Source organism: Pandoraea pulmonicola (assembly GCF_000815105.2).
Classification (GTDB): Bacteria; Pseudomonadota; Gammaproteobacteria; order Burkholderiales; family Burkholderiaceae; genus Pandoraea; species Pandoraea pulmonicola.
Genome location: NZ_CP010310.2, coordinates 5545828 through 5567566, shown reverse-complemented (window position 1 = coordinate 5567566; position 21739 = coordinate 5545828). Strand labels below are relative to the sequence as shown.

The window sequence follows — 21739 nt, the reverse complement described above, 5'->3', positions numbered from 1 at the left end:
GCCGGACAGCGGATGAAAAATCCCGCCAGTCGCTTTCGCACTGGCGGGATTTTTATCGAGGGTACGGTGCCCGGCGCTCAGCGCCAGTGCGCTGTCCGCAACCTCATGCACATCATGCCGCGGCGCGGTGCGAGCCGCCTTCGCGCCATTGCGCGAGCAGCTTCGTCCACTTGATGCGGGTGGCGGCGAGGTTCTGCTCCTTCACGTGACCGTAGCCGCGGATCTCCTGCGGCAGCTCGGCCAGTTGCATGGCGAGCGACACGTTGTGCTCGTTCAGACCGGACAGCAGTTCGTTCACCAGCGCCTCGTACTCGCCGATCAGCGCACGCTCGGTGCGACGCTCTTCCGTACGACCGAAGACGTCGAACGCGCCGCCGCGCAGGCCCTTGAGTTTGGCCAGCACGCGGAACGCCTTCATCATCCATGGGCCGTACGCCTTCTTGACGAGGTGTCCCTTGTCGTCGTGCTTGGCGAGCGACGGCGGTGCGAGATGGAAGCGCAGCGTGAAGTCGCCTTCGAACTGCTCGTTCAGCTTCTTCATGAACGCCGGATCGGTGTACAGACGCGCCACTTCGTACTCGTCCTTGTACGCCATGAGCTTGTAGAGCGCACGTGCGACGGCTTCGGTGAGCGGCATTTGCGCGCCTTCCTGCGTGAGCGGCGTCTCGGCGGCGCGCACGCGATCGACCGTCTGCTTGAAGCGCTCGGCGTACGCGCGATCCTGATACGCCACGAGCTGGTCGTAGCGGCGCTGGATCAGCATATCGAGTGCGCGCGGCGTGTGCAGCGTGATCAGCTTGCCACCGGTCGCGGACGTCTCGGGCGCTTCGTTCTGCGCGGCGAGCTGGCGCACGCTGGCCAGATCGTGAGCGGCACGACGTCCCCACTCGAAGGCCTGCTTGTTCTTCTCGATCGACACGCCGTTGAGTTCGATGGCGCGCGTGAGCGCGGCATGCGAGAGCGGCACCCAACCCTTCTGCCAGGCGTAGCCGAGCACGAACGGGTTCGTGTAGATCGTGTCGCCGAGCAGTCGCAGCGCGAGATGGTTCGCGTCGACGAAGTCGACATTCTCCCCCGCCGCCGCGCGGATGTCGTTCTCCGTGCTTGCGCCGGGGAAGCGCCAGTTCGGGTTGCGGATGAACTCGGCTGTCGGCGTGTGCGCGCTGTTGACCACGATGTTCGTCACGCCATGCTGCACGCGCGAGAGGGTGTCGTCGCTGGCCGTGGTGATCGCGTCGCAACCGATCACCACGCGGGCGTCGCCCATGGCGATACGCGTGGCGTGAATGTCTTCGGGCTGGAGCGCGATCTGCACGTGGCTCGTCACCGCGCCGCCCTTTTGCGCGAGGCCGGTCACGTCGAGCGTCGTGACGCCCTTGTTCTCGAGGTGTGCGGCCATGCCCAGCAGCCCGCCGATGGTCACGACGCCTGTACCGCCCACGCCGGTGACGAGAATGCCATACGGACGCGCGATGGCAGGCAGTGCCGGCTCGGGCAGCGGCGGCAGGTTGCTGCTGTCGACCTGCGCCGTCTTCGGCTTGCGCAGTTGACCGCCTTCGACCGTCACGAAGCTCGGGCAGAAGCCGTTCAGGCACGAGAAGTCCTTGTTGCACGTCGACTGGTTGATCTGACGCTTCGTGCCGAATTCCGTCTCGAGCGGTTCGACCGACAGGCAGTTTGACTTCACCGAGCAATCGCCGCAGCCTTCGCACACGGACTCGTTGATGACCACCCGCTTGGCCGGATCGGGGTACGCCCCGCGCTTGCGACGGCGGCGCTTCTCGGTGGCGCAGGTCTGGTCGTAGATCAGGATCGAGGTGCCCTTGACCAGCCGCAGTTCGCGCTGAACGCGATCGAGTTCGTTGCGGTGATGGATGGGCACGTCGCCCACGAGCTTTACGCCTTCGTACTTTTCCGGTTCGTCAGTCACGATGACGATCTTCGCCGCGCCTTCGGCCGCGACCTGCGCCACGATCTGGGGCACGGTGAGCGTGCCGTCGACGGGTTGGCCGCCGGTCATGGCGACCGCATCGTTGTACAGGATCTTGTAGGTGATGTTGACGTTCGACGAGATCGCCGCCCGGATGGCGAGCAGACCCGAGTGGAAATACGTGCCGTCGCCGAGGTTCGCGAAGATGTGCTCGTCGGCGGAGAACGGCGCCTGGCCGATCCAGGGCACGCCTTCGCCACCCATTTGCGAGAAGGTGTCGGTACGGCGATCCATCCACACCGTCATGTAGTGGCAGCCGATACCCGCGATTGCGCGCGAGCCTTCGGGCACATTGGTCGACGTGTTGTGCGGACAACCCGAGCAGAACCACGGCTTGCGCTCCACGGCCACGCGCGGCTTGGTGAGCGCCTGCTCCTTGGCATCGATCACGCGCAGACGGGCGGCGATGCGCTCGCGCACGTCGCTCGGCAGTTCGAACTTTTCCAGACGCGTGGCGATGGCCTTGGCGATCAGCGCCGGCGAGAGCTCGTAGTGGGCGGGCAGCAGCCAGTTGGCCATCGGCACCGACCATTCGCCGCCGGCGCCGTCCTTTTCGTCGAACTTGCCGTACACGCGCGGACGCACGTCGTCGCGCCAGTTGTACAACTCTTCCTTGATGGCGTATTCGAGGATCTGACGCTTTTCCTCGACCACCAGGATTTCCTGCAGACCCTGTGCGAACGCGCGCGCGCCCTGCGCTTCGAGCGGCCACACACAGCCCACCTTGTACAGACGGATGCCGATGCGCTGGCAGGTGGCTTCGTCGAGCCCGAGATCGGCGAGCGCCTGACAGACGTCGAGATACGCCTTGCCGCCCGTCATGATGCCGAAGCGCGCATTGGGCGAATCGATCATCACGCGATCGAGTTTGTTGGCGCGCACGTAAGCGAGGCCCGCGTACCACTTGTAGTCGAGCAGACGCGCTTCCTGCACCAGCGGCGGATCGGGCCAGCGGATGTTCAGGCCGTCCGGCGGCATGACGAAGTCGTCCGGCAGGCGGATGTCGACATTGTGCGGATCGATCATTACCGAGGCCGACGATTCGACCACGTCGGTCACGCACTTCATGGCGACCCACAGACCCGAATAACGGCTCATCGCCCAGCCGTGCAGACCGTAATCGAGATACTCCTGCACGTTCGACGGATACAGCACGGGAATGCCGGCCGCCTTGAAGACGTGTTCCGACTGGTGCGCGAGCGTGGAGGATTTGGCGGCGTGGTCATCGCCGGCGAGCACGAGCACGCCGCCGTGTTTGGACGAGCCGGCCGAGTTGGCGTGCTTGAGCACGTCCATCGAGCGGTCGACGCCAGGGCCCTTGCCGTACCACATGGAGAACACGCCGTCGAACTTGGCGGGATACAGATTGACTTGTTGCGAGCCCCACACGGCGGTGGCGGCGAGGTCTTCGTTCAGCCCCGGCTGGAAGACGATGTTATGACCTGCGAGATGCTGCTTGGCTTTCCATAGCGAGAGATCCAGGCCACCCAGCGGCGAGCCGCGATAGCCCGAAATGAAGCCCGCGGTGTTCAGCCCGGCGGCGGCGTCGCGCGCCTGCTGCAGCATCGGTAGTCGAACCAGTGCCTGGATGCCGCTCATGTAAGCGCGACCGCGCTCGAGCGTGTATTTGTCGTCGAGCGTGACCGACTCCAGCGCGGCCAGCAAGCTCGGATTGACGGGGGCGTTCATGGGGGTGTGCTCCTCACTCTCACTGATTTTGGGATCGCCAAAACTTCCTACCCTCCCGCTCTCGTGAAGCAGGACGGCGGTGGTGAATGCGGCCTTTGTTCGTCGCTCGTTCGTATGCTCAACGATGTGACGCCACTCGAACGGTGGGGCCTTTTTTCATGATGCTATGCCAGTCGGACTCATGGTAGCACCGGTGTCGCGGCATTGCCTGACATCGGTGCTCACGCCCTATGAGTTGCGGATCGAGCGGAAGTATAACGAGCATTGTGACGTTTACGTAAACGTAATATAGCTGGCGTAAACCCTTGGCTGATATTCGGGGGAGATATCCCAATGTGACACTCGCGGGCGCTGCGGCATCGCGACGCATGGTGTCTTTCAGATTTCACCCGAAAATGGCGCTATTGTGTCGCGAATATGTCGGGAACCGTACGTATGTCGGTGCCTTCCGACCTGCGGGTAACAACGTGTAACGGTTCGGGGTGGGCAGGAGCGGACCGGGCAGAATGCCTATAATGCGTTACCCGATATGTCGGGGACGCACATTGTGCATTTTTAGTCATAAGCGATACGCAAGAAGGAGTCACTGTGAATCAACGAAACATCGCCAAATTCCTGCTGGTTTCCGCTTCGTTCCTGACCCTGGAAGTGAGCGTCGCCCGCGCCGACGAACTGGCGCGCGACAAGACGGCCCAACCTACCCCCATCACGCAGCAGCGAACCACGCAACCGCCGCAGCGCTACGAAGGCCCGCTCGACCAGCGCACGATCGATCCGCGCGAATTTCAGCGCCGCTAAGCCGGCCATCCTCTCTCCCGCAGGCAGTCGGCATGAGGGGAAGCGCTCACGCCTTCCCCGGTATTGCAGACTGTCACGGTTCCACATCCAGGGCGCCGTCCGACAAGGCTGGCGCCTTTTTCTTCGCCCATGAAACTTTGCTGTAATGTCTTGTAACCGGTCATTTTTGACAAAACTTCCCATATACGAGAATTTATACGCAATAATGTTGCGCATAAGTTTCAATATCAGGGGGAGATATGTCAAAACTGGAATTGGACAAGATCGACCGGCGCATTCTTGCCTTGCTGCAGCATAACGGCCGGCTGTCGAATCTCGAAATCGCCGAGCAGGTGCGTCTCTCGCCGAGTCCTTGCCTGCGACGCATCCGGCGCCTGGAAGAGGCGGGCGTCATTCGCGGTTACGTAGCGCTGCTCGAACCGACGCGCATCGGCCTGGGCCTATTGGCGTATGTGAACGTTCGCCTCGACAAGCGGCACCCCGGCGACGGGCAGGGCGGCTCGGTCAACGAACACTTCCGCAACGTGGTCGATACCTGGCCGGAAGTCGTCGGCTGCTATGCCATGGCGGGTGACATGGACTACCTGCTGCGCGTACACGTGCGCGACATGGCCCACTTCTCCAATTTCATGCAATCGCAGTTGCTCGTGCACCCCAGCGTGGTCGACGTCAAAACGAGTTTCGTGCTCGACCAGTTGAAGGAGACGACGGCACTGCCGCTGCCTTGACCTCATCGACCCCGTCATTGTGACGGGACAAAAAAAACCGGCCAAGGCCGGAATGCCGTTCAGCTAGCGCGAAAATGCCGCTTCGACGCCAATCGAAGCGGCATTTTTTACGGTGTTTCGTGGCCCTTCGTCTGGTCGGACCCGCAACGAACACGTTTAACTGAACCGCGTCACGGTCAAGGCCGGGTCTTCTTTCAGGGGATTCGGCGGGGTCGGTGTCGAGAGCGCGGCCTTCGGGCCGACGGCTGTTCACGCCGCGCGGTGATTCGGCAGGAGCGCGCCGAAGAGACGGCGAGTGTTGCGAAGCTGGCGCTTGATGGCGTAGTCGAACGCGGCGACCTGCTCCTGCATCATTTCCGAGAGCATCGACTGGGTGTCGGCCGGCGGCAGGCTGAGGTAGCCGTCGGCTTCGCCGTAAGCGAAATTGATTTCCATGCCGGCCTTCTTCGCGATGCGCATCATGCGTGCGTTGCGCGACAGGCAGTGCATGTAGAGCGTGTCCACACGCTTGTTGCGGCAATGGATCGCGGCGCGCTCGAACAGGCGCGAGCCGATGCCGCGGCCACGGGCCGACTCCAGCACCGAAACGCCGAACTCCGCCACGCGGCCCTTCTTGCCTTCGGGCAGTTGCGCAACGTGGGCAACGGCGACCAGCGCCAGGTTGTCGTCGTAGACGCCAAAGATGCTGTCGCGAGCGAAGTCGAGGCTGGCGACGTAGCGGGTGATCACGTCGTCGGTGACGGCCTGGCCAAAACGCAGCAGACGGTCTTCTTCGCCGAGTGCCAGGAAGTGGCGCAGTAGACGATGAACGTCGCCGGACGTCAGCTCACGAATCAGCACGCTCGACCGCTCGTTGGCGGCAACCGTCGCGCGTGCGACGTCAGGCGTGGAATTCGGGGCGGTCATGACGTAATCCTTGCGTAATCTATAGTGCGTGCACTGAGTTGTGCGACGCAAAAGAATTATACCTCATTGGATAGGTGAAAACCCTAGTTATTGAGCGACCGCGGTGGAGGGAAACGTCTAAGTGACTGAAGATTGGCGTCTTTTCAGGATATGCAGGCCACCTGTCGCGAGAGAGGAGTTGTTGCGAGGCAATAAAAAAGGGCGGAAATTCGCCCTTTTTAATGTCTGTGTGCACTCACTTTGTCATGCACGTGACGGCGTGGCCTCCGTGGTCGGCGTTTCGCCGCTCTCGGGCAGCGGCGCCGCGAGGCCATGCTCGAGCACGGCGATGACTTCGTTGGCGAAGTCGCGGTAGCGCATCCGGCCGCCAGGTTTGAGCCATGTGAAGGTCCAGTTGATCATGCCGAAGAGCATCATCGTGAGGGCGGTCTGATTGTGCTTGCCGATGCGCTCCGGAAAGGCGCGCGAGAGCTGGCGGGCAAACGCCGCCACGACGTCGCGCTGGCGGTTGAGCACGATTTCGCGTTGTTCGTCGTTGAGAAACTTGACGTCGTTGAGCAGCGCGATGTGACGCGTCTGGGAGGTTTCGTACTCATCGAGAAACGCGCGGATGAGCTCGTGGAACGTTTCGCGCTCCGACAGCCCGCGACGCTGACCGAGCGCCTCCACTTCGGTGACGATCAGCATCAGGCGCTTGGTGTAGCGCTCCAGCAGATCGAACAGGATGGCGTCCTTGCTCGCGTAATAGTGATACAGCCGCGCCTTCGATGTACCGCACGCCGCCGCGAGCTCGGACATCGAGGTGCTCGGATAGCTGGCGCGGGCGAACGCTTCGGCCGCGACGTCGAGAATCTGTTCGCGCTGCGATTCGTGATCGGGCGCTTTGGTACGTGCCATAAACGGGGGTTACTCCAGTCGTAGATCGCACGCGGCGGGCGCCGTGGTGTCGCCGCGCAATGCAAGCCGGCCTGCCGCGCCGAGTTCGCGGCAGCGCCACAGCAGAAAACTGTCGGTTGCAAAAAAACCTTCGATGCGCGGCATCGCTTCGCCGAGGAATGCGGCCATCGGCGTCCATGGGACCGGCGCGAGCGTGAGGATCTGGTCGTCGATCTCCGCGAACGTCGCGCCTTCGAACGTGTTGTGCACCCAGCGGCGCACCTGGGTGTTCACTTGCTTGAGCGCACGCCACTCCAGCGACAGGCGGCCGATGCGCAACAACGAAATCGGGGCGATACGGACAAAACGTTCGGCCAGGATTTCCGGTGCGTACATGCCCACGCTCGTGCGGCGATCGACGCCGTACGCGGCGCCCGATGGTGCGAGATCGCTGCCGCGCAGCGCTATCTCGTTGAGTCTCGCGGGCGTGTTGCGCAGTGTGAATGCCACGCGACGCAGCGTCAGTTGATCCGATGCGCTGTCGCCATGCCAGCACACCACGGCGTTGTCGCCTTCGGCCAGACGCTGCAGTGCCGCCAGTTCTTCGCGCAGTTCGCCCGCGTAGTCGCGCCCGGCGGCGGGCGCCACCCGTTGCCAGAAAGCCGCCCGTTGCCGCTCGTTCTCGTCGATCTCGCGCACCGGCCCGATGGCCAGATCGTCACGCAGGACAAGCACGGGGTCGGCGCGAAGCGCTTGCGCCATCGCCGCGCGCAACTGCTGCGCGGCAACATCGCCACAGACGACATGGATGGTATTCATGCCGGTAGTTTACGGTATTCCCGCAACCTCGGGTGGACGCTCCCGCAATGACCGCAATAATCGACGCATTGGCGGGATTTCCCGTTCGATCCCGCCGAGTTGACGTAACGTTCGCACCGCGCGGCAAACATCCGTTTGAGGTTGCGGGGCATAAAACCGGGCATATCCCGGGCTGATGGCCCTGCTCCGCGGCGGCTTCGTCCGGCGGCGAACCGGGCCTCGCCACTCTGCCGTCCATCGCCCACGACGAGGGGCCAGGCCGCTGCCCGATCGAGACGTCGATATACGTCCATATACGTCGATCGGTGCAACGGCCGACGGACTTAACGTTCGTCGTAGCTCACCACCACACGTTCGGTGAGCGGACGCGCCTGGCATGTCAGCACGAAGCCCTGTTCGACTTCGTAGTCCTCCAGCGTGTAGTTCTTGTCCATGGCCACTTCGCCTTCGAGCACCTTGGCGCGGCACGTGCAGCACACGCCGCCCTTGCACGCGTAGGGCAGCGACAGACCGGCCGCGAGGCCCGTGTCGAGAATGCTCTGGCCTTCGTACGGCTGACGCAGGCGACGCTCCTTGCCGTCCATCACGACGACGAGTTCTGCCATCGGCGTGTCGTCGGTGATGACGACCGGCTTCGCGCCCGCTTGCGGCGACGGCACGCCGAAACGTTCGACGTGGATCTTCTCCTTGGCGACACCGGCGGCGGCCAGCGCGGCTTCGGCGGCGTCCATCATCGGGCCGGGACCGCAGATGAAGGCCTCGTCGATGCTCGACGCCGGAATCAGCGTGTCGAGGAACGCGGTGCACTTCTCGCGATCGAGCAGGCCGTTGAACAGTTCGACTTCCTGCGCCTCGTCGGAGAGCACGTGATACAGGCGCAGACGGCCCAGATACGTGTTCTTCAGGTCTTCGAGCGCTTCGGCGAACATGATCGCGGGCACCGAGCGGTTGCCGTACACGAGCGTGAACTGGCTTCGGGGTTCGGCGGCGAGGGTCGTCTTGATGAGGGCGAGCATCGGCGTGATGCCCGAACCGCCGGCGAAGCCGACGTAGTGCTTGGCGTTGTCGGCGGACAGCCGTGTGAAGAAGCGCCCGTCCGGCGTCATCACGTCGATCTGCTGGCCCGGCTTCAACTGATCGTTGGCGAAGTTCGAGAACTTGCCGCCCGGCACGCGCTTGATCCCCACGCGCAGTTCGCCCGTCGCCTCGTACTCGGGCACGCCGACGCAGATCGAGTACGAGCGACGCGCTTCTTCGCCCTCGATCTCGGTCTTGAGCGTGAGGAACTGGCCTTGCGTGAAACGATAGGCGTCGCGCAGCGCGTCCGGCACCATGAAGGCGATGGAGATGGCGTCGGCGGTCTCGGGCCGGATTTCGCGAATGGTCAGCGAATGGAATTGCGGGGTCGTCATCGTGGGCTTCCTTGCCGCCGGGTTACGGGCGTCGGCACCGGTGGGTGTCGGCGTCCCCGCAGGGGAGGCGGGATCAGTCGGATCAATCAATAGGGCTTGAAGTAGTCGAACGGCTCGCGGCACGCGCGGCAACGGTAATGCGCCTTGCAGGCGGTCGAACCGAACGCCGACACCACTTCGGTCTCGGTCGAGCCGCAATGCGGGCATGGCACGCCGTCTTTCGGGCGGCCGTAGAACGTGATCTTGCGCGGTGCGTCGACGGCCACGGCGTGCGCGCCCGTGGGCGGTGCAATGCCGTAGCCGCGCAGCTTCTCGCGCGCCTCGGGGCTGATCCAGTCCGTCGTCCAGGCCGGGGCCAGCACCGTCGTGATGTGCCATGGACCGAGGCCGGCGCGCGTCATGGCGGCGTCGATATCCTCCGCGATCTGCTGCATCGCCGGGCAGCCCGAATACGTGGGCGTGATCACGATCTCGAAGGCCGCGACGTCGTCACGCGTGACGACGCGCACGTCGCGCAGAATGCCGAGCTCGCGAATCGACACGACCGGAATCTCTGGATCCGGCACCGACTCGAGCGTTTGCCATGCGAGCGGCAGCGACGCTTCCGAGGCCGGCGTGAGGACGTCGGGCGCAACGGGTGGCGTGAGCGGCAGATTCATGGACTTGTCCGCGAAGTCGGTGAATGGATTCATGGGCGGCATGTCGTGCGTGGCAAGCCGTGGCTCACCAGGTTGCGCCGGGGTGCTGGCGCGCCAGACCCTGCATCTCGCCGAGCAGATAGCTCATGTGCTCGGAGTGGCGACCGAACTTGCCCGTGCTCTCGAACGCGCCGCCTACCGGGGCGTTGGTCGCGTCGAGCGTCGCTTCGGCGAGCGCGTCGTTCACGGTGGCTTGCCAGGCGTCCTTCAGTTCGACCATCGTAACGCCCGTGCCGGCGGCGGCCACGGCTTCTTCGAGCGGATCGCCCTTGAACACTTCGTTCATGTACGGCATCAGGTAATCGAGCGCGGCCTGGGCGCGGCGGTGCGATTCCTCGGTGCCGTCGCCGAAGCGCACGAGCCAGTCGCGTGCGTGGTGCAGGTGATAGTTCGTTTCCTTGACGGACTTGGCGGCGATGGCGGCCAGTTCGGCGTCGGTCGACGCCGTGAGCGCCTGCCAGACTTCGACCATCAGGGCCGAGTACAGGAAATTGCGCACGATGGTCACGGCGTAGTCGCGTTCGGCGGCCGTGGTGCCGGCTGTCGGGCCGTAGTGCGGCAGTTCGACGAGCGTCCAGTTGCGGAAGGCGAATTCGTCGCGCCAGAAGGCGTAGTCGTCTTCCTGCTTGGTGACGCCCGTGAGTTCGGCTTCGACCTTGGCGGCGTGCTGGTACAGCATGCGGGCCTGGCCAATGAGATCGAGGCTCAGGTTGGTGAGCGCGATGTCTTCTTCGAGCACGGGGCCGTGGCCACACCACTCCGCATTGCGCTGACCGAGGATCAGGGCGTTGTCGGCGAGGCGCAGCAGATAGGACAGATGTTCCTGCGTCGGTTTCATGTTCTGGGTCTCACATGGGGCGCGCCATGCATGGCGGCGCGCCGCCGCTTACATGTGGTTCACTTCTTCCGGCAGTTGGTAGAAGGTCGGATGGCGGTAGATCTTGTCGGCGGCCGGATCGAACAGCTCGGCCTTGTCTTCCGGTGCCGAAGCCGTGATGGCGGCCGACGGCACGACCCAGATGCTCACGCCTTCCTGGCGGCGCGTGTAGACGTCGCGCGCCATGCGCAGCGCCATTTCGGCGTCGGCGGCGTGCAGGCTGCCGCTGTGCTTGTGCTCGAGACCCATCTTGCTGCGCACGAACACTTCCCAGAGGGGCCATTCCTTGTTGCTTGCTTGCGTCATGATCGTTCCTGATGTCTTGTGAGGTCGCGCGACCGAAGTCGGTGGCGCTTCGACCTATGCGGCTTGCTTCTCGGCGCGCCGGCGCTGCTTGGCGGCGTGGGCGAGGGCGGCTTCGCGCACCCAGGCGCCCTTTTCGTGGGCGGCCACACGCGTGCCGAGGCGTTCCTTGTTGCACGGGCCTTCACCGCCGACCACGCGCCAGAACTCGCTCCAGTCGATCTCGCCGTAGTCGTGCGCCTTGCGCGCTTCGTTCCACTTCAGATCGGGATCGGGGAAGGTCACGCCGAGGACCTTGGCCTGTTCGACGGCCGCGTCCACGAACTTCTGGCGCAGATCGTCGTTCGAGATGCGCTTGATGCCCCACTTCATGGTCTGCGCGCTGTGGATCGAGTCCTTGTCGCTCGGGCCGAACATCATCAGCACCGGCCACCACCAGCGGTTCACCGCTTCCTGCACCATGTCGCGCTGCGCCTGCGTGCCGTTCATCATGGAAAGCAGTGCATCGAAGCCCTGGCGCTGGTGGAACGACTCCTCCTTGCACACGCGGATCATGGCGCGTGCATACGGGCCGTACGAGCAGCGGCACAGCGGCACCTGGTTCATGATGGCGGCGCCATCGACGAGCCAGCCGATCACGCCGACGTCGGCCCAGGTGAGCGTGGGGTAATTGAAGATGCTGGAGTACTTCGCCTTGCCGGAGTGCAGGGCGTCGATCATCTGGTCGCGCGAGGTGCCGAGCGTCTCGGCCGCGGAATACAGGTAGAGGCCGTGGCCGGCTTCGTCCTGCACCTTCGCGAGCAGGATGGCCTTGCGCTTGAGGCTGGGCGCACGCGAGATCCAGTTGCCTTCGGGCAGCATGCCGACGACTTCCGAGTGTGCGTGCTGCGAGATCTGGCGCACGAGCGTCTTGCGGTACTCGGCGGGCATGTAGTCCTGGGGCTCGATCTTCTGATCGGCGGCGACGCGCGCGTCGAAGCGGGCTTGCTGTTGCTGCTCCGCCTCGCTCAGGGCGCGCACACCCTTGGGGCTGCTGCCGGCCAGATCGATGGCTTGCGTATACATAGAGGGAGGCCTCCGCGGCATGTGGGGATATGGAACGCATTATAAACCGACCGGCCGGTCGGTCAATAAATGTTTTCCATGAGAAGGCGGGGACGATTGCGGGATGAGAAGCGGGTCCGGCGGGGCGTGCCCCCGTCCGTTGGTTGCTCCCCGAAGCTCGTCGCCGAAGCGCGTTGGACGTCGCATCGGGCGCGGCGATGACTCGAAATGCCGCCGGCGCGGGGGATCGGGCACCGTTCGGAGACTACTGCTGGCGCGCCTCGCGCGCCAGCACTGCCTCGGCACATGTCATCAACCCTTTGATCAGTCGCGCGCGTGGCGAAGCGCGGTGCCAAAGCAGGCCGAAGCGGCGCCGCTCGACCGGCGCCGGCAGCGGCAGACGCACGATATCGAGGCTCGTCGTGAGCGGTGAGACGATGTCCGGCACGAGCGACACGCCCAGGCCCCGGTCCACCATCATCGCGATGGCCATCAGCGAATTCAGTTCGAACAGCTCGTGCGGTACGATCTTCGCCGCGCGCAGGTACTGATCGGCCTGCTTGCCGCCGCCCAGCGACCGGTCGTATCGGATGAACGGCTCGCGTGCGAGCAACGTGTGCGGATCGACATCCGCCAACGCCATCGGCGCCAGCACCACGATCGGCTCCTCGCGTAGCAAATGCCAGTCGTAAGCCTTCGGCAACGCGAACGGCGGGTGCAGGCAGATCGCCACGTCGAGTTCGCCGCGTTGCAGCGTCTCATACAGTTCCATCGACGTTCCTGCACGAATGAGCACCTGTGCCTGCGGAAAGGCTTTCGAAAACCCCGCCAGCGCATCGGGCAGCAGGCTGAGCAATGCCGTCGTGATCGTGCCGATGCGCAGTTCGCCGGACGGCTCGTCCGTGAGCGCCACCGCCTTGAGGTCCGCGGCGTCGCGCACGAGCGCACGTGCCCTCTCGATCACGCGACGCCCCGCTTCCGTCGGGATGACCGTGCGGCCGGCGCGCACCAGCAGCGGCACACCGAGCTCCCGCTCCAGCGCCTGCACCTGTTGCGCGATGGCCGCCGGCGTCACGCCGATGCGACGTGCCGCCTCCGCCATCGACCCGCTGTCCACCACGAGCAGAAGATTTGCCAGAAATGCCGTATCCATAACGATAGTTTTTCTACGTTTTCAAGATAGATGTGGATAGTTTATCTAAAACAAGACGGCCCTTAGACTCCTCTCCAGTGACAAGAAAGGAAGGACTGGAGACGTGAGAAGCAAACTGTTCGTGCCGGCGGCAAGACCGGAGTTGTTCGCCAAGGCGCTTGCCAGCGCGGCCGACGCGCTGTCGTTCGATCTGGAAGATTCCGTCACCCCGGATCGGAAGCGGGCCGCGCGCGAAACCCTGCGCGACTGGCTCGCGGCATTGCCCGCCGCGCAGGCGCAAACCAAGCAGCTCATCGTGCGCGTGAACGCGCTCGACACCGAATATTTCGACGACGACGTGGATGCCGTCGTCCGCGGCGGTGTCGCGCTGATCAACCTCCCGAAGCCGGAATGCGCCGACGACGTGCGCCGCGCGGCCGAGCGCATCGAACGCGCCGAACGCGCCAACGGCGTCGCCACGCCGGTGCGACTGCTGCTGAACATCGAATCGCCCAGGGCGCTGCTCTGCGCCGGGGAACTCGCGTCCGCGCATCCGCGCGTTGCCGGCTTGCAGCTCGGCCTGGGCGATTTGTTCGAGCCGCTGGGCATGGCCCGTCGAGAGACCGCCGCCATCTCGCAGGCGATGTTCGGTCTGCGCATGGCGGCCGGCGCGGCAGGCGTTTTCGCTTACGACTCCGCTTTCGCCAACATCAAGGACGAAGCGGGTTTTCGCGCGGAGGCGCAACTCGCCAAGGCGCTCGGTTTCCTCGGCAAGAGCTGTATCCATCCGAGCCAGATCGCGCTGGCCAACGACATCTTCCGTCCGTCCGACGACGAGATCGCCCATGCCGTGCGTGTGCTCGACGCATCGCGGGCGGCGCGGCGCGATGGCGTCGGCGCGTATGTCGTCGACGGCAAGATGATCGACGCGCCCTTCCTCGAGCGCGCCAGGGCGCTGGTCGGCGACGCCGAGCGCATGGGGCTGCTGAGCGACGCGCAGCGTGAGGTTCTGGCCACCGTGTGAGCAGGAGAGCGCCGTGGAAAGGGCCGCTGGAGGCCGGCACAAGCCGGTACAAGCCGACAAAAGCGCCAGCACAAGCACCGGGTCGCCCCGGCAAAATTCAGGCAGTAGACACATCGCAATGAAACGAGAATCTCCCACGCCCGCCACCGCAGACGTCACACCGGCCGCCGGCCCGCTGACGGGGGTCCGTGTGCTCGACCTGAGCGCCTACATCGCGGGTCCTTACGGGTGCACGTTGCTCGCCGACCAAGGCGCCGACGTCGTCAAGATCGAACCGCCGGCGGGCGACAACCTGCGCAAGTATCCGTCGACGCTCGCGGCCGAGAGCCGCGCCTTTCTCGGCGTGAATCGCGGCAAGCGCGGCCTCGTGCTGGATCTCAAGCAGCCGGCGGCGCTCGACGTCCTGCGACGCCTGGTCGAGACCGCCGACGTGCTCGTTCACAACTTCCGCCCGAGTGTGCCGGCGCGCCTGGGCATCGCCTATGAACAACTGCGCGACGTGAACCCGCGTCTGATCTATTGCGCGGTGACGGGCTACGGCGAGACGGGGCCGAGCCGGGACAAGGCCGGCTACGATCAGGTACTGCAAACGATGACCGGCATGTGTGCCATGCAAGGCAAGCCCGGAGGTCCGCCGGAGATTCTGTACGGTTCGGTGGTCGATTACTACGCGGCGTCGATGGTGGCGGCGGGCGTCTCGTCGGCGCTGTTCGCGCGAGAGCGCAGCGGGCGGGGACAGTACGTGAGCGTCTCGCTGCTGCGCAGTGCACTGGCCATGCAATCGGCGCGTCTGGTCTGGGCCGATGGCGAACCGCGCGAGGTTGGCCGCGACATGCGTTCGGGCGGCATCACGGGCATCCATCCCACGCGCGACGGCTATCTGTACATCTCCGCGAATACGCCGCACTTCTGGCAGGCGTTGTGCGAGAAGACCGGCCTCGCCGCGCTCGCTGCCGACAGTCGCTACGATTCGGTGCGCAAGCGCGCCGAGCATCGCGACGAGATCGTGCCGCGGTTGCACGCCGCCCTGCAGGCGCACAGTGCGCGCGAATGGGAGGCGATCTTCGGCGACGCCGTGCCGTGTGCCGCCGCGCGCGCCGTCGAAGACATGTTCGACGATCCGCAGGTCGAGGCCGAAGCGATGATGCAGCACTACACCTATCCGGGCGTGGGCGGCTATCGCGGCTTTCGTCAGCCGATCAGGTTCGGGACGTCGACAGACACCGGCGCCGCGGCGTCATCGCGCGCCGCACCCGCCTTCGGGCAGCACTCCGACGACGTGCTGCACGAAGCCGGACTGAATGACGAAGACATCGCGGCTCTGCGCGCGACGCAGGCCGTGCAGTAACCGGACGCTGCGCCGCGCCGGCGTCAGCGTCCCCCATGTCCATATAACGAGATGAACGGAGACAAATCCATGGAAACCGCAACCCCGCGCGCCGAGGCCGTGCGTGCGGCCGCTCCGGTGGCCGACGAGTCGCCAGGCCGCCCCCGGCCGTCGCTGCGCGAGCGCTGGTGGGCCATATTCGACGTGCGCATCGGCGCGTTGCCGCTGCCGACCTATCTGGCGCTCATCGGCATCCTCGCCGCGATGACGCACAACGGCAAGCTGGCCGCCGATCTGCCCACGGGCATCGCACTGGTGGCCGTGGGTGGCTTCACCTGCGCGGAGCTGGCCAAGCGGATTCCGTGGGTGCGCCACATTGGCGCGACGTCGATCTTCGCGGCATTCATCCCGTCGGCCATGGTGTACTACGGCCTGATGCCCGCAGCGGTGACCAAGGCGGTGACCACGTTCACCAAGAGCTCCAACTTCCTCTATCTGTTCATCGCGGCGATTATCGTCGGCAGCGTGCTGAGCATGGACCGCCGCACGCTGGTGAAAGGCTTCGTGCGCATCTTCATTCCGCTGGCCAGCGGTTCGGTGGTCGCCGCGTGCGTGGGCACCGCGGTGGGCACGGCACTCGGTCTGGACGTCAAACATGCGCTGTTCTATATCGTCGTGCCGATCATGGCGGGCGGAGTGGGCGAGGGCGCATTGCCGCTCTCCGCGGGCTACGCGCAGATTCTTGGCGTCGAGCAGGGGCCGCTCTTCGCGCAGGCACTGTCGGCCGCGATGCTCGGCAACATCTCGGCGATTTGTCTCGCCGGGCTGCTGAGCTATGTCGGCACGCGCAAGCCGAAGCTCACCGGTAACGGACAGTTGACCGTCACGCCCGTGGGCGAAACGCACGACGATGCGCCGCAGGCTCAGGACAGCGTCCACGGCTTCGACGCCGCGAGCGTGGCGGCAGCCGGGGGCACGGCCATCGCGCTCTATCTGCTCGGCGTGTTGAGCCACCAATGGTTCGGTTGGCCCGCCCCGGTGGTGATGCTTGTGTTCGTGGTGATCGCGCAGCTCCTGCAAATCGTCTCGCCGCGCGTGCGGGGTGGTGCGCGTTTCATGTACAGCTTCTTCTCGACTGCCGTCACCTATCCGCTGATGTTCGCCATCAGTATCGCGATGACGCCCTGGGGTGAAATCGTCACGGCGTTCCACTGGATCAATATCGTGACCGCCGTCTCGACGGTGATGTCGCTCGCGCTCACGGGATTCTTCGTGGCGAAGCGCGTTGGTATGTATCCCGTGGAAGCGGCCATCGTCAACGTCACGCACAGCGGGCTGGGCGGCACCGGCGACGTGGCGATTCTCACTGCCGCCAATCGCATGGAGTTGATGCCGTTCGCGCAGATCGCCACGCGCATCGGCGGCGCGATCGTCGTGATGCTGGCGCTGGCGGCGTTCGCCTACTGGCGGTAAGCCGTGGAGGGTGCAATGCCCTGCCGGTGCCGGGCAGCCGTCAGCCTGAGGCTGTCCGAAGTGCTCGCGGTACTGCTGCGGAGATGCACCGAAGCGGCGCTGAAACACTTTGCGCATGTAGTGCTGATCGCCGAACCGCATCGCCACACAATCGTCTTGAGCGGAGCGCTGCAGCCCTCCCCGCATCACGCGGGCGGCGTTCATCGATCGCGCCTACTTCGCTTCCCGTTATTTCGTGATGTCAGTGAGTTCCATACCGTTGTCGCATACGCGCCACGCGCAGCGATGACGAGGCTTTAGCATGTGCCGTCCTCCGGGTGTCGTTTGGTATACTGCGAACGATTCTCATTTGCAAAGCGGGTGCCCAGCCTTCCGGCCGCACCCGGCCGGGGACAGGAGGGGCGCATGCCCGCCGACGACACACTGCCGCGTGAGACCACGCTGCAGGGACTCTACAACGACCATCACGGCTGGCTTCATGGCTGGCTGCATCGCAAGACCGGCTGCTCGCATCGCGCGGCCGATCTTGCCCATGACACGTTCGTGCGCCTGCTCGAACGCGATCCGCCTCGCCTGCTGGCGTCACCGCGTGCCTTTCTCACCACCATCGCCCAACGCGTGCTGTACAACCACTGGCGCCGCGAAGCGGTCGAACGCGCTTACCTCGAAGCGCTGGCGCAACAACCCGAAGCCTGCGCCGCGTCACTGGAAGAGCGCGCCATCGTGCTCGAGACGCTGATCGAGATCGATCGCTGCCTCGACGGACTGCCGCCGCTCGTCAAGCGAGCGTTCCTCCTCGCCCAACTCGACGGACTCACGCATGTCGAGATTGCCGCCGAGCTCGACATCTCGCTCGCCACGGTGAAGCGCCATCTGGTGCGCGCCGGCACGCAGTGCTTCTTCGCGATGAACGTGGCATGACGGGGCGGGCGACCACCGTTGGCGACTTCGATGCCGGCGTTGCACAGCAAGCCGTCGAGTGGTGGGTCACGCTGCACGGCGGCGATGCCACCGAGACGCTGCGGGCGGCCTGTGCGCGCTGGCGCGAAGCGCATCCGGAGCACGAGCGTGCGTGGCGACATATCGAAGGTGCGGACCGACGCCTGCAACGAGTGTCCGGTGCGCTCGGCGCCGCCGTGGCGCAAGCCGCGCTTCGGGTACCGCGCTCGCGTGGACGTCGTCACGCGATCAAGGCTATTGCGGGCGCGCTGTTCGTCGGCACCGGCGCGTGGGTCGCAAGCGATACGCCGACTGTGCAGCACCTGCGCGCCGACGCGCGCACGGGGACGGGCGAGCGCCGCACGTGGCGTCTGGCCGATGGCACGACGCTCGTGCTCAACACCCGCAGCGCCGTGCGCTGGTCGATGAACGCCGAGACCCGACGCATCACGCTCATCGATGGCGAGATCATGGTCACCACTGGAAAGGACGCCGGGCATGTTCCGCCGCGTGCGCTGGTCGTCGTCACCGCGCAGGGCTCGCTTACGCCGTTGGGCACCCGGTTCGTGGTGCGTCGGGAGAGTCAGGGGACTGGCGCGATCGGCCCGATTGGCCTGATTGGCGATACGCAGGTGCAGGTGTTCGAAGGTGCCGTACGTGTCGCGCCTCGAGCAGTGGGTGACGCCGAGGCATCGCAGATCGTTCAGGCCGGCGAGCAGACACGTTTCACGGCGCAGCGCGTGGCCGCCGTCACACCGCTTGCCGACGGTGACGGCGCCTGGGCCGACGGTATGTTCGTCGCCATCGACATGCGGCTCGACGCGTTCCTCGCCGAGCTCTCGCGCTATCGGCGCGGGTATCTGCGCTGCGACCCTGCGGTGGCGGCACTGCGAGTGTCCGGCACGTATCCGCTCGGCGACACCGACGCCATCCTCGCCACGCTGCCGCATGCGCTGCCGGTCTCGGTCGCCTCGCTCACCCGCTATTGGGTGACGATCGGACCGCGCGGCTGACGCGTCGACTTGCCATTTTTTGCGTGGACAGTGAGCTGTTTTGAAGCGCTCGCGTGACAAGGGAAGTGAAACCCTTTCTTCCATTGCCCCGTTCGAGATTGCTCACCATGGCTGCCGTACTACCCGACGTCTCTCCCGCCTCTGCCCGCATTGCCGGTATTGCCGGTATTGCCCGTCCGCCTGGCCGTCCTCTGGCCGAGGGGCGGCCTCCGGCGCCTCGTCATCGTGCGGTGGGCGCGGCGGTGGCTGTCGTGTTCGCCGCGGGACTCGTCGCCGGGAATGCACGCGCGCAGACGTCGTCCGTGAAGGGACAGGCGCGGGCATCGGCGACGGTCGCCGCCGGCGCCCGCGCTTTCGATATCCCGGCGGGCGCGCTCGATGCCGTGCTCACGCGCTTCGGCCGCGAGGCGGGCATTCTGTTGACGTATGCGCCGTCGTTGACGGCCGGCAAACGCAGCTCCGGCGTGCAGGGCCGCTTCGACGTGCCGGGCGCCTTTGGTCAGGTGCTCGCAGGCACCGGGCTGGCCGCGTCGCCGCAGGGCGCAGGCTATACGCTGGTGCCCCAGAGCGCTGCGGAGCCCCCGGGTCAGGCTGCCGGCGCGGCCGGGAGCGACGTGACGCTGCCGATGACGCACACGCAGGGTCAGGCATGGTCCGACGGCTACCGGACGCCGGCGGACGCCAGCGTCTCGCGCTCCGATGCACCGGTGCTCGACATCCCGCAGGCGATCAACGTGGTGCCGCATCAGGTGCTCGCCGATCAGCACGCGCGCACGCTGGACGACGCCCTGATCAATGTCAGCGGGATCGTGCAGGGCAACACGCTCGCGGGAACGCAGGACACACTGCTCAAGCGCGGCTTCGGCGGCAACCGCGACGGCTCGATCATGCACAACGGCATGCCGCTCGTCCAGGGGCGGGGGCTGAACGCCAACGCGGATGCGGTCGAGGTGCTCAAGGGGCCGACGTCGCTGCTCTACGGGATCATGGACCCGGGCGGGGTCATCAATGTCGTGAGCAAGCGTCCGATGCTCAAGCCGTACACGGCCGTGAGCGTGGCGGGTACGACGTACGGGCACGGCAAGAACGGCGCACAGGAAACGTTCGACACGACCGGGCCCATCGGCGATACGGGGTTGGCGTATCGGCTCGTCGTCGATCAGAGCAACCAGCAGTACTGGCGCAATTTCGGCTCCCAGCGCGAGACGCTCGTTGCACCGACACTAGCCTATTACGGGCGCGACACGCAGGTCGTGCTCTCCTATGAATATCGCAACTTCCTCACGCCGTTCGATCGCGGCACCGTCATCGATCCGAGCACGAACAAGCCGCTCGCGGTCTCGGCCCGCGAGCGACTGGACGACGTGCACAACGAGATGACGGGGCAATCGCATCTGGCTCAGCTCACCGTCGATCATCAGTTCAATCCGGACTGGAAAGCGCACTTCGGCTACAGCTACAACACCGAAACGTATGACGCCACGCAACTGCGCGTGAACGGCATCAATACGAAGACGGGCGTCATCTCGCGCAGCAACGACGGCACGCGCGGCTCGGACAGTACCGACAGCTACGGTATCGCGTACCTCGACGGGAAGGTGCAACTGGCCGGCATGCGCCACGATCTGCAGTTCGGCGGCGACTGGGAGTATCGGCGGATCTATCGGCGTGATCTGATTCGCCAGGCGGCGAAATGCACGTTTTCCTATTTGAAGCCGATGTACGGCTGCGAGGTGATTCCGTCCACCGTGTCGGCCAGCGACAGCGATCAGACCGATACGCTGCACGACGCGTCGCTGTTCTTCCAGGACGCCATTCACGTGACCGACCGGTGGATCGTCGTGGGCGGTGTGCGGCTCCTGACTTATCGCCAGATGGCGGGCAAGGGACGGCCGTTCCAGGCCAATACCAATCTGTCGGATTCGAAGTGGTTGCCGCGCGCGGGCGTCGTCTACAAGGCGACCGACTATCTGTCGTTGTACGGCAGCTACTCGGAGTCGCTCAAGCCGACGTCGACCATCGCACCGTTGTCGAGCGGCGTGGTGATCGACTCCAACGTCGCGCCCGAGCATGCGAAGTCCTATGAGGTCGGCGCGAAGCTCGATATGCCCAACGGGCTGAGCGGTACGCTGGCCGTGTTCAACATCGACAAGCGCAACGTGCTCGTCTCGCAGTTCAACGACGCCACCAAGCTGATTGACTGGCGCACCTCCGGGGCGGCGCGCTCGCGTGGCGTCGAGCTCGATGTGTCGGGGCGCATCGGGCAGCGGTGGAACGTGATCGCCAGCTACGCGTTCATCGACGCGAAGACGACCGACGATCCGCTCTACGCCGGCAAGACGCTGGTGAATGTGGCGCGGCATACGGCGTCGCTCGCGGGCGTCTACGACTGGGGGCCCGTGTTGGGAGACGGCAGCGGCAACCTGCGGCTCGGGGCGGTGGGGCGGTATGTCGGCACGCGTCCGGGCGACTCGGCCAACAGCTTCACACTGCCGGCGTATTTCGTCGCCGATGTGTTCGCGACGTATGACACGAAGATCGGGCGCCGGCCGGTGCGCTTTCAGTTGAACGTCAAGAATGTGTTCAACAAGACGTATTACCCCTCGAGCGCCAGCCAGTATTTCGTGGCCGTGGGCGACGCAAGGTCGGCCACGCTCTCGGCGACGTTCGAGTTTTGAGCGACGAGCGACG

18 protein-coding genes are annotated in these 21739 nt (G+C 65.2%); 8 read left to right on the top strand and 10 right to left on the bottom strand.

What is annotated here, in order from left to right; translation table 11 throughout:
* Positions 1–112 precede the first annotated feature (112 nt).
* Positions 113–3679: an indolepyruvate ferredoxin oxidoreductase family protein gene (locus tag RO07_RS24075; RefSeq protein WP_039406456.1), complete on the bottom strand. Its 3567-nt coding sequence runs from the start codon at positions 3677–3679 to the stop codon at positions 113–115.
* A 588-nt stretch (positions 3680–4267) separates the two neighbouring features.
* Between RO07_RS24075 and RO07_RS24070 the strand changes: the two genes are divergently transcribed.
* Both RO07_RS24070 and RO07_RS24065 read left to right on the top strand, forming a co-directional pair.
* Positions 4268–4477 (top strand): hypothetical protein, encoded by a 210-nt coding sequence (locus RO07_RS24070; RefSeq protein WP_039406454.1) that lies wholly within the window; start codon positions 4268–4270, stop codon positions 4475–4477.
* A 239-nt stretch (positions 4478–4716) separates the two neighbouring features.
* Entirely contained in the window at positions 4717–5205 is a 489-nt protein-coding gene (locus RO07_RS24065) for an Lrp/AsnC family transcriptional regulator (protein ID WP_039406452.1), read from the top strand.
* A 249-nt stretch (positions 5206–5454) separates the two neighbouring features.
* Here RO07_RS24065 and RO07_RS24060 read toward each other — a convergent pair whose 3' ends face one another.
* From RO07_RS24060 to RO07_RS24020, 9 genes are all read right to left on the bottom strand, one after another.
* Positions 5455–6111: a GNAT family N-acetyltransferase gene (locus tag RO07_RS24060; protein WP_039406450.1), complete on the bottom strand. Its 657-nt coding sequence runs from the start codon at positions 6109–6111 to the stop codon at positions 5455–5457.
* Positions 6112–6354: 243 nt separating this feature from the next.
* The gene (locus RO07_RS24055; protein ID WP_052266850.1) at positions 6355–7008 is read right to left on the bottom strand and encodes a TetR/AcrR family transcriptional regulator; all 654 of its coding nucleotides are present in this window, start codon (positions 7006–7008) and stop codon (positions 6355–6357) included.
* Between the two features lie 9 nt (positions 7009–7017).
* Positions 7018–7806: a DUF1835 domain-containing protein gene (locus RO07_RS24050; protein ID WP_039406447.1), complete on the bottom strand. Its 789-nt coding sequence runs from the start codon at positions 7804–7806 to the stop codon at positions 7018–7020.
* Positions 7807–8129: 323 nt separating this feature from the next.
* Positions 8130–9218 (bottom strand): 1,2-phenylacetyl-CoA epoxidase subunit PaaE, encoded by a 1089-nt coding sequence (paaE, locus tag RO07_RS24045; protein ID WP_039406444.1) that lies wholly within the window; start codon positions 9216–9218, stop codon positions 8130–8132.
* Positions 9219–9304: 86 nt separating this feature from the next.
* Positions 9305–9910: a 1,2-phenylacetyl-CoA epoxidase subunit PaaD gene (paaD, locus tag RO07_RS24040; RefSeq protein ID WP_237171336.1), complete on the bottom strand. Its 606-nt coding sequence runs from the start codon at positions 9908–9910 to the stop codon at positions 9305–9307.
* A gap of 31 nt (positions 9911–9941) precedes the next feature.
* A complete protein-coding gene (gene paaC / locus RO07_RS24035; RefSeq protein ID WP_039406441.1) occupies positions 9942–10754 on the bottom strand; it encodes a 1,2-phenylacetyl-CoA epoxidase subunit PaaC in 813 nt (270 codons plus the stop codon).
* Positions 10755–10802: 48 nt separating this feature from the next.
* Positions 10803–11099, bottom strand: coding sequence for a 1,2-phenylacetyl-CoA epoxidase subunit PaaB (paaB, locus tag RO07_RS24030; RefSeq protein ID WP_039406438.1), 297 nt, complete (start codon positions 11097–11099; stop codon positions 10803–10805).
* 54 nt (positions 11100–11153) lie between these two features.
* Positions 11154–12161 carry a 1,2-phenylacetyl-CoA epoxidase subunit PaaA gene (gene paaA, locus RO07_RS24025; protein WP_039406435.1) on the bottom strand — a complete coding sequence of 336 codons (1008 nt, stop codon included), beginning with the start codon at positions 12159–12161 and terminating at the stop codon, positions 11154–11156.
* Between the two features lie 244 nt (positions 12162–12405).
* Complete coding sequence (locus RO07_RS24020) at positions 12406–13293, bottom strand: LysR family transcriptional regulator (protein WP_039406432.1); 888 nt, start codon at positions 13291–13293, stop codon at positions 12406–12408.
* A 103-nt stretch (positions 13294–13396) separates the two neighbouring features.
* Between RO07_RS24020 and RO07_RS24015 the strand changes: the two genes are divergently transcribed.
* The 6 genes from RO07_RS24015 to RO07_RS23990 all read left to right on the top strand — a co-directional run bounded on the left by RO07_RS24015 (position 13397) and on the right by RO07_RS23990 (position 21726).
* Positions 13397–14296: an HpcH/HpaI aldolase/citrate lyase family protein gene (locus tag RO07_RS24015; protein ID WP_039406429.1), complete on the top strand. Its 900-nt coding sequence runs from the start codon at positions 13397–13399 to the stop codon at positions 14294–14296.
* A gap of 118 nt (positions 14297–14414) precedes the next feature.
* The gene (locus RO07_RS24010; RefSeq protein ID WP_039406427.1) at positions 14415–15644 is read left to right on the top strand and encodes a CaiB/BaiF CoA transferase family protein; all 1230 of its coding nucleotides are present in this window, start codon (positions 14415–14417) and stop codon (positions 15642–15644) included.
* Between the two features lie 69 nt (positions 15645–15713).
* Entirely contained in the window at positions 15714–17096 is a 1383-nt protein-coding gene (locus tag RO07_RS24005) for a 2-hydroxycarboxylate transporter family protein (RefSeq protein WP_039406425.1), read from the top strand.
* 405 nt (positions 17097–17501) lie between these two features.
* Complete coding sequence (locus RO07_RS24000; RefSeq protein WP_039406423.1) at positions 17502–18017, top strand: sigma-70 family RNA polymerase sigma factor; 516 nt, start codon at positions 17502–17504, stop codon at positions 18015–18017.
* Entirely contained in the window at positions 18014–19048 is a 1035-nt protein-coding gene (locus RO07_RS23995; protein WP_039406421.1) for a DUF4880 domain-containing protein, read from the top strand. The genes RO07_RS24000 and RO07_RS23995 overlap by 4 nt, the downstream gene beginning before the upstream one ends.
* A 107-nt stretch (positions 19049–19155) precedes the next feature.
* The gene (locus RO07_RS23990; protein ID WP_084072785.1) at positions 19156–21726 is read left to right on the top strand and encodes a TonB-dependent siderophore receptor; all 2571 of its coding nucleotides are present in this window, start codon (positions 19156–19158) and stop codon (positions 21724–21726) included.
* Positions 21727–21739: the final 13 nt, after the last annotated feature.

Bases quoted from the DNA above. Each gene is read 5' to 3' on its own strand.
- RO07_RS24075 (WP_039406456.1), bottom strand. From the start codon at position 3,679: ATGAACGCCCCCGTCAATCCGAGCTTGCTGGCCGCGCTGGAGTCGGTC.
- RO07_RS24065 (WP_039406452.1), top strand. From the start codon at position 4,717: ATGTCAAAACTGGAATTGGACAAGATCGACCGGCGCATTCTTGCCTTG.
- RO07_RS24060 (WP_039406450.1), bottom strand. From the start codon at position 6,111: ATGACCGCCCCGAATTCCACGCCTGACGTCGCACGCGCGACGGTTGCC.
- RO07_RS24055 (WP_052266850.1), bottom strand. From the start codon at position 7,008: ATGGCACGTACCAAAGCGCCCGATCACGAATCGCAGCGCGAACAGATT.
- RO07_RS24050 (WP_039406447.1), bottom strand. From the start codon at position 7,806: ATGAATACCATCCATGTCGTCTGTGGCGATGTTGCCGCGCAGCAGTTG.
- paaE (WP_039406444.1), bottom strand. From the start codon at position 9,218: ATGACGACCCCGCAATTCCATTCGCTGACCATTCGCGAAATCCGGCCC.
- paaD (WP_237171336.1), bottom strand. From the start codon at position 9,910: ATGAATCCATTCACCGACTTCGCGGACAAGTCCATGAATCTGCCGCTC.
- paaC (WP_039406441.1), bottom strand. From the start codon at position 10,754: ATGAAACCGACGCAGGAACATCTGTCCTATCTGCTGCGCCTCGCCGAC.
- paaB (WP_039406438.1), bottom strand. From the start codon at position 11,099: ATGACGCAAGCAAGCAACAAGGAATGGCCCCTCTGGGAAGTGTTCGTG.
- paaA (WP_039406435.1), bottom strand. From the start codon at position 12,161: ATGTATACGCAAGCCATCGATCTGGCCGGCAGCAGCCCCAAGGGTGTG.
- RO07_RS24020 (WP_039406432.1), bottom strand. From the start codon at position 13,293: ATGGATACGGCATTTCTGGCAAATCTTCTGCTCGTGGTGGACAGCGGG.
- RO07_RS24010 (WP_039406427.1), top strand. From the start codon at position 14,415: ATGAAACGAGAATCTCCCACGCCCGCCACCGCAGACGTCACACCGGCC.
- RO07_RS24005 (WP_039406425.1), top strand. From the start codon at position 15,714: ATGGAAACCGCAACCCCGCGCGCCGAGGCCGTGCGTGCGGCCGCTCCG.
- RO07_RS24000 (WP_039406423.1), top strand. From the start codon at position 17,502: ATGCCCGCCGACGACACACTGCCGCGTGAGACCACGCTGCAGGGACTC.
- RO07_RS23995 (WP_039406421.1), top strand. From the start codon at position 18,014: ATGACGGGGCGGGCGACCACCGTTGGCGACTTCGATGCCGGCGTTGCA.
- RO07_RS23990 (WP_084072785.1), top strand. From the start codon at position 19,156: ATGGCTGCCGTACTACCCGACGTCTCTCCCGCCTCTGCCCGCATTGCC.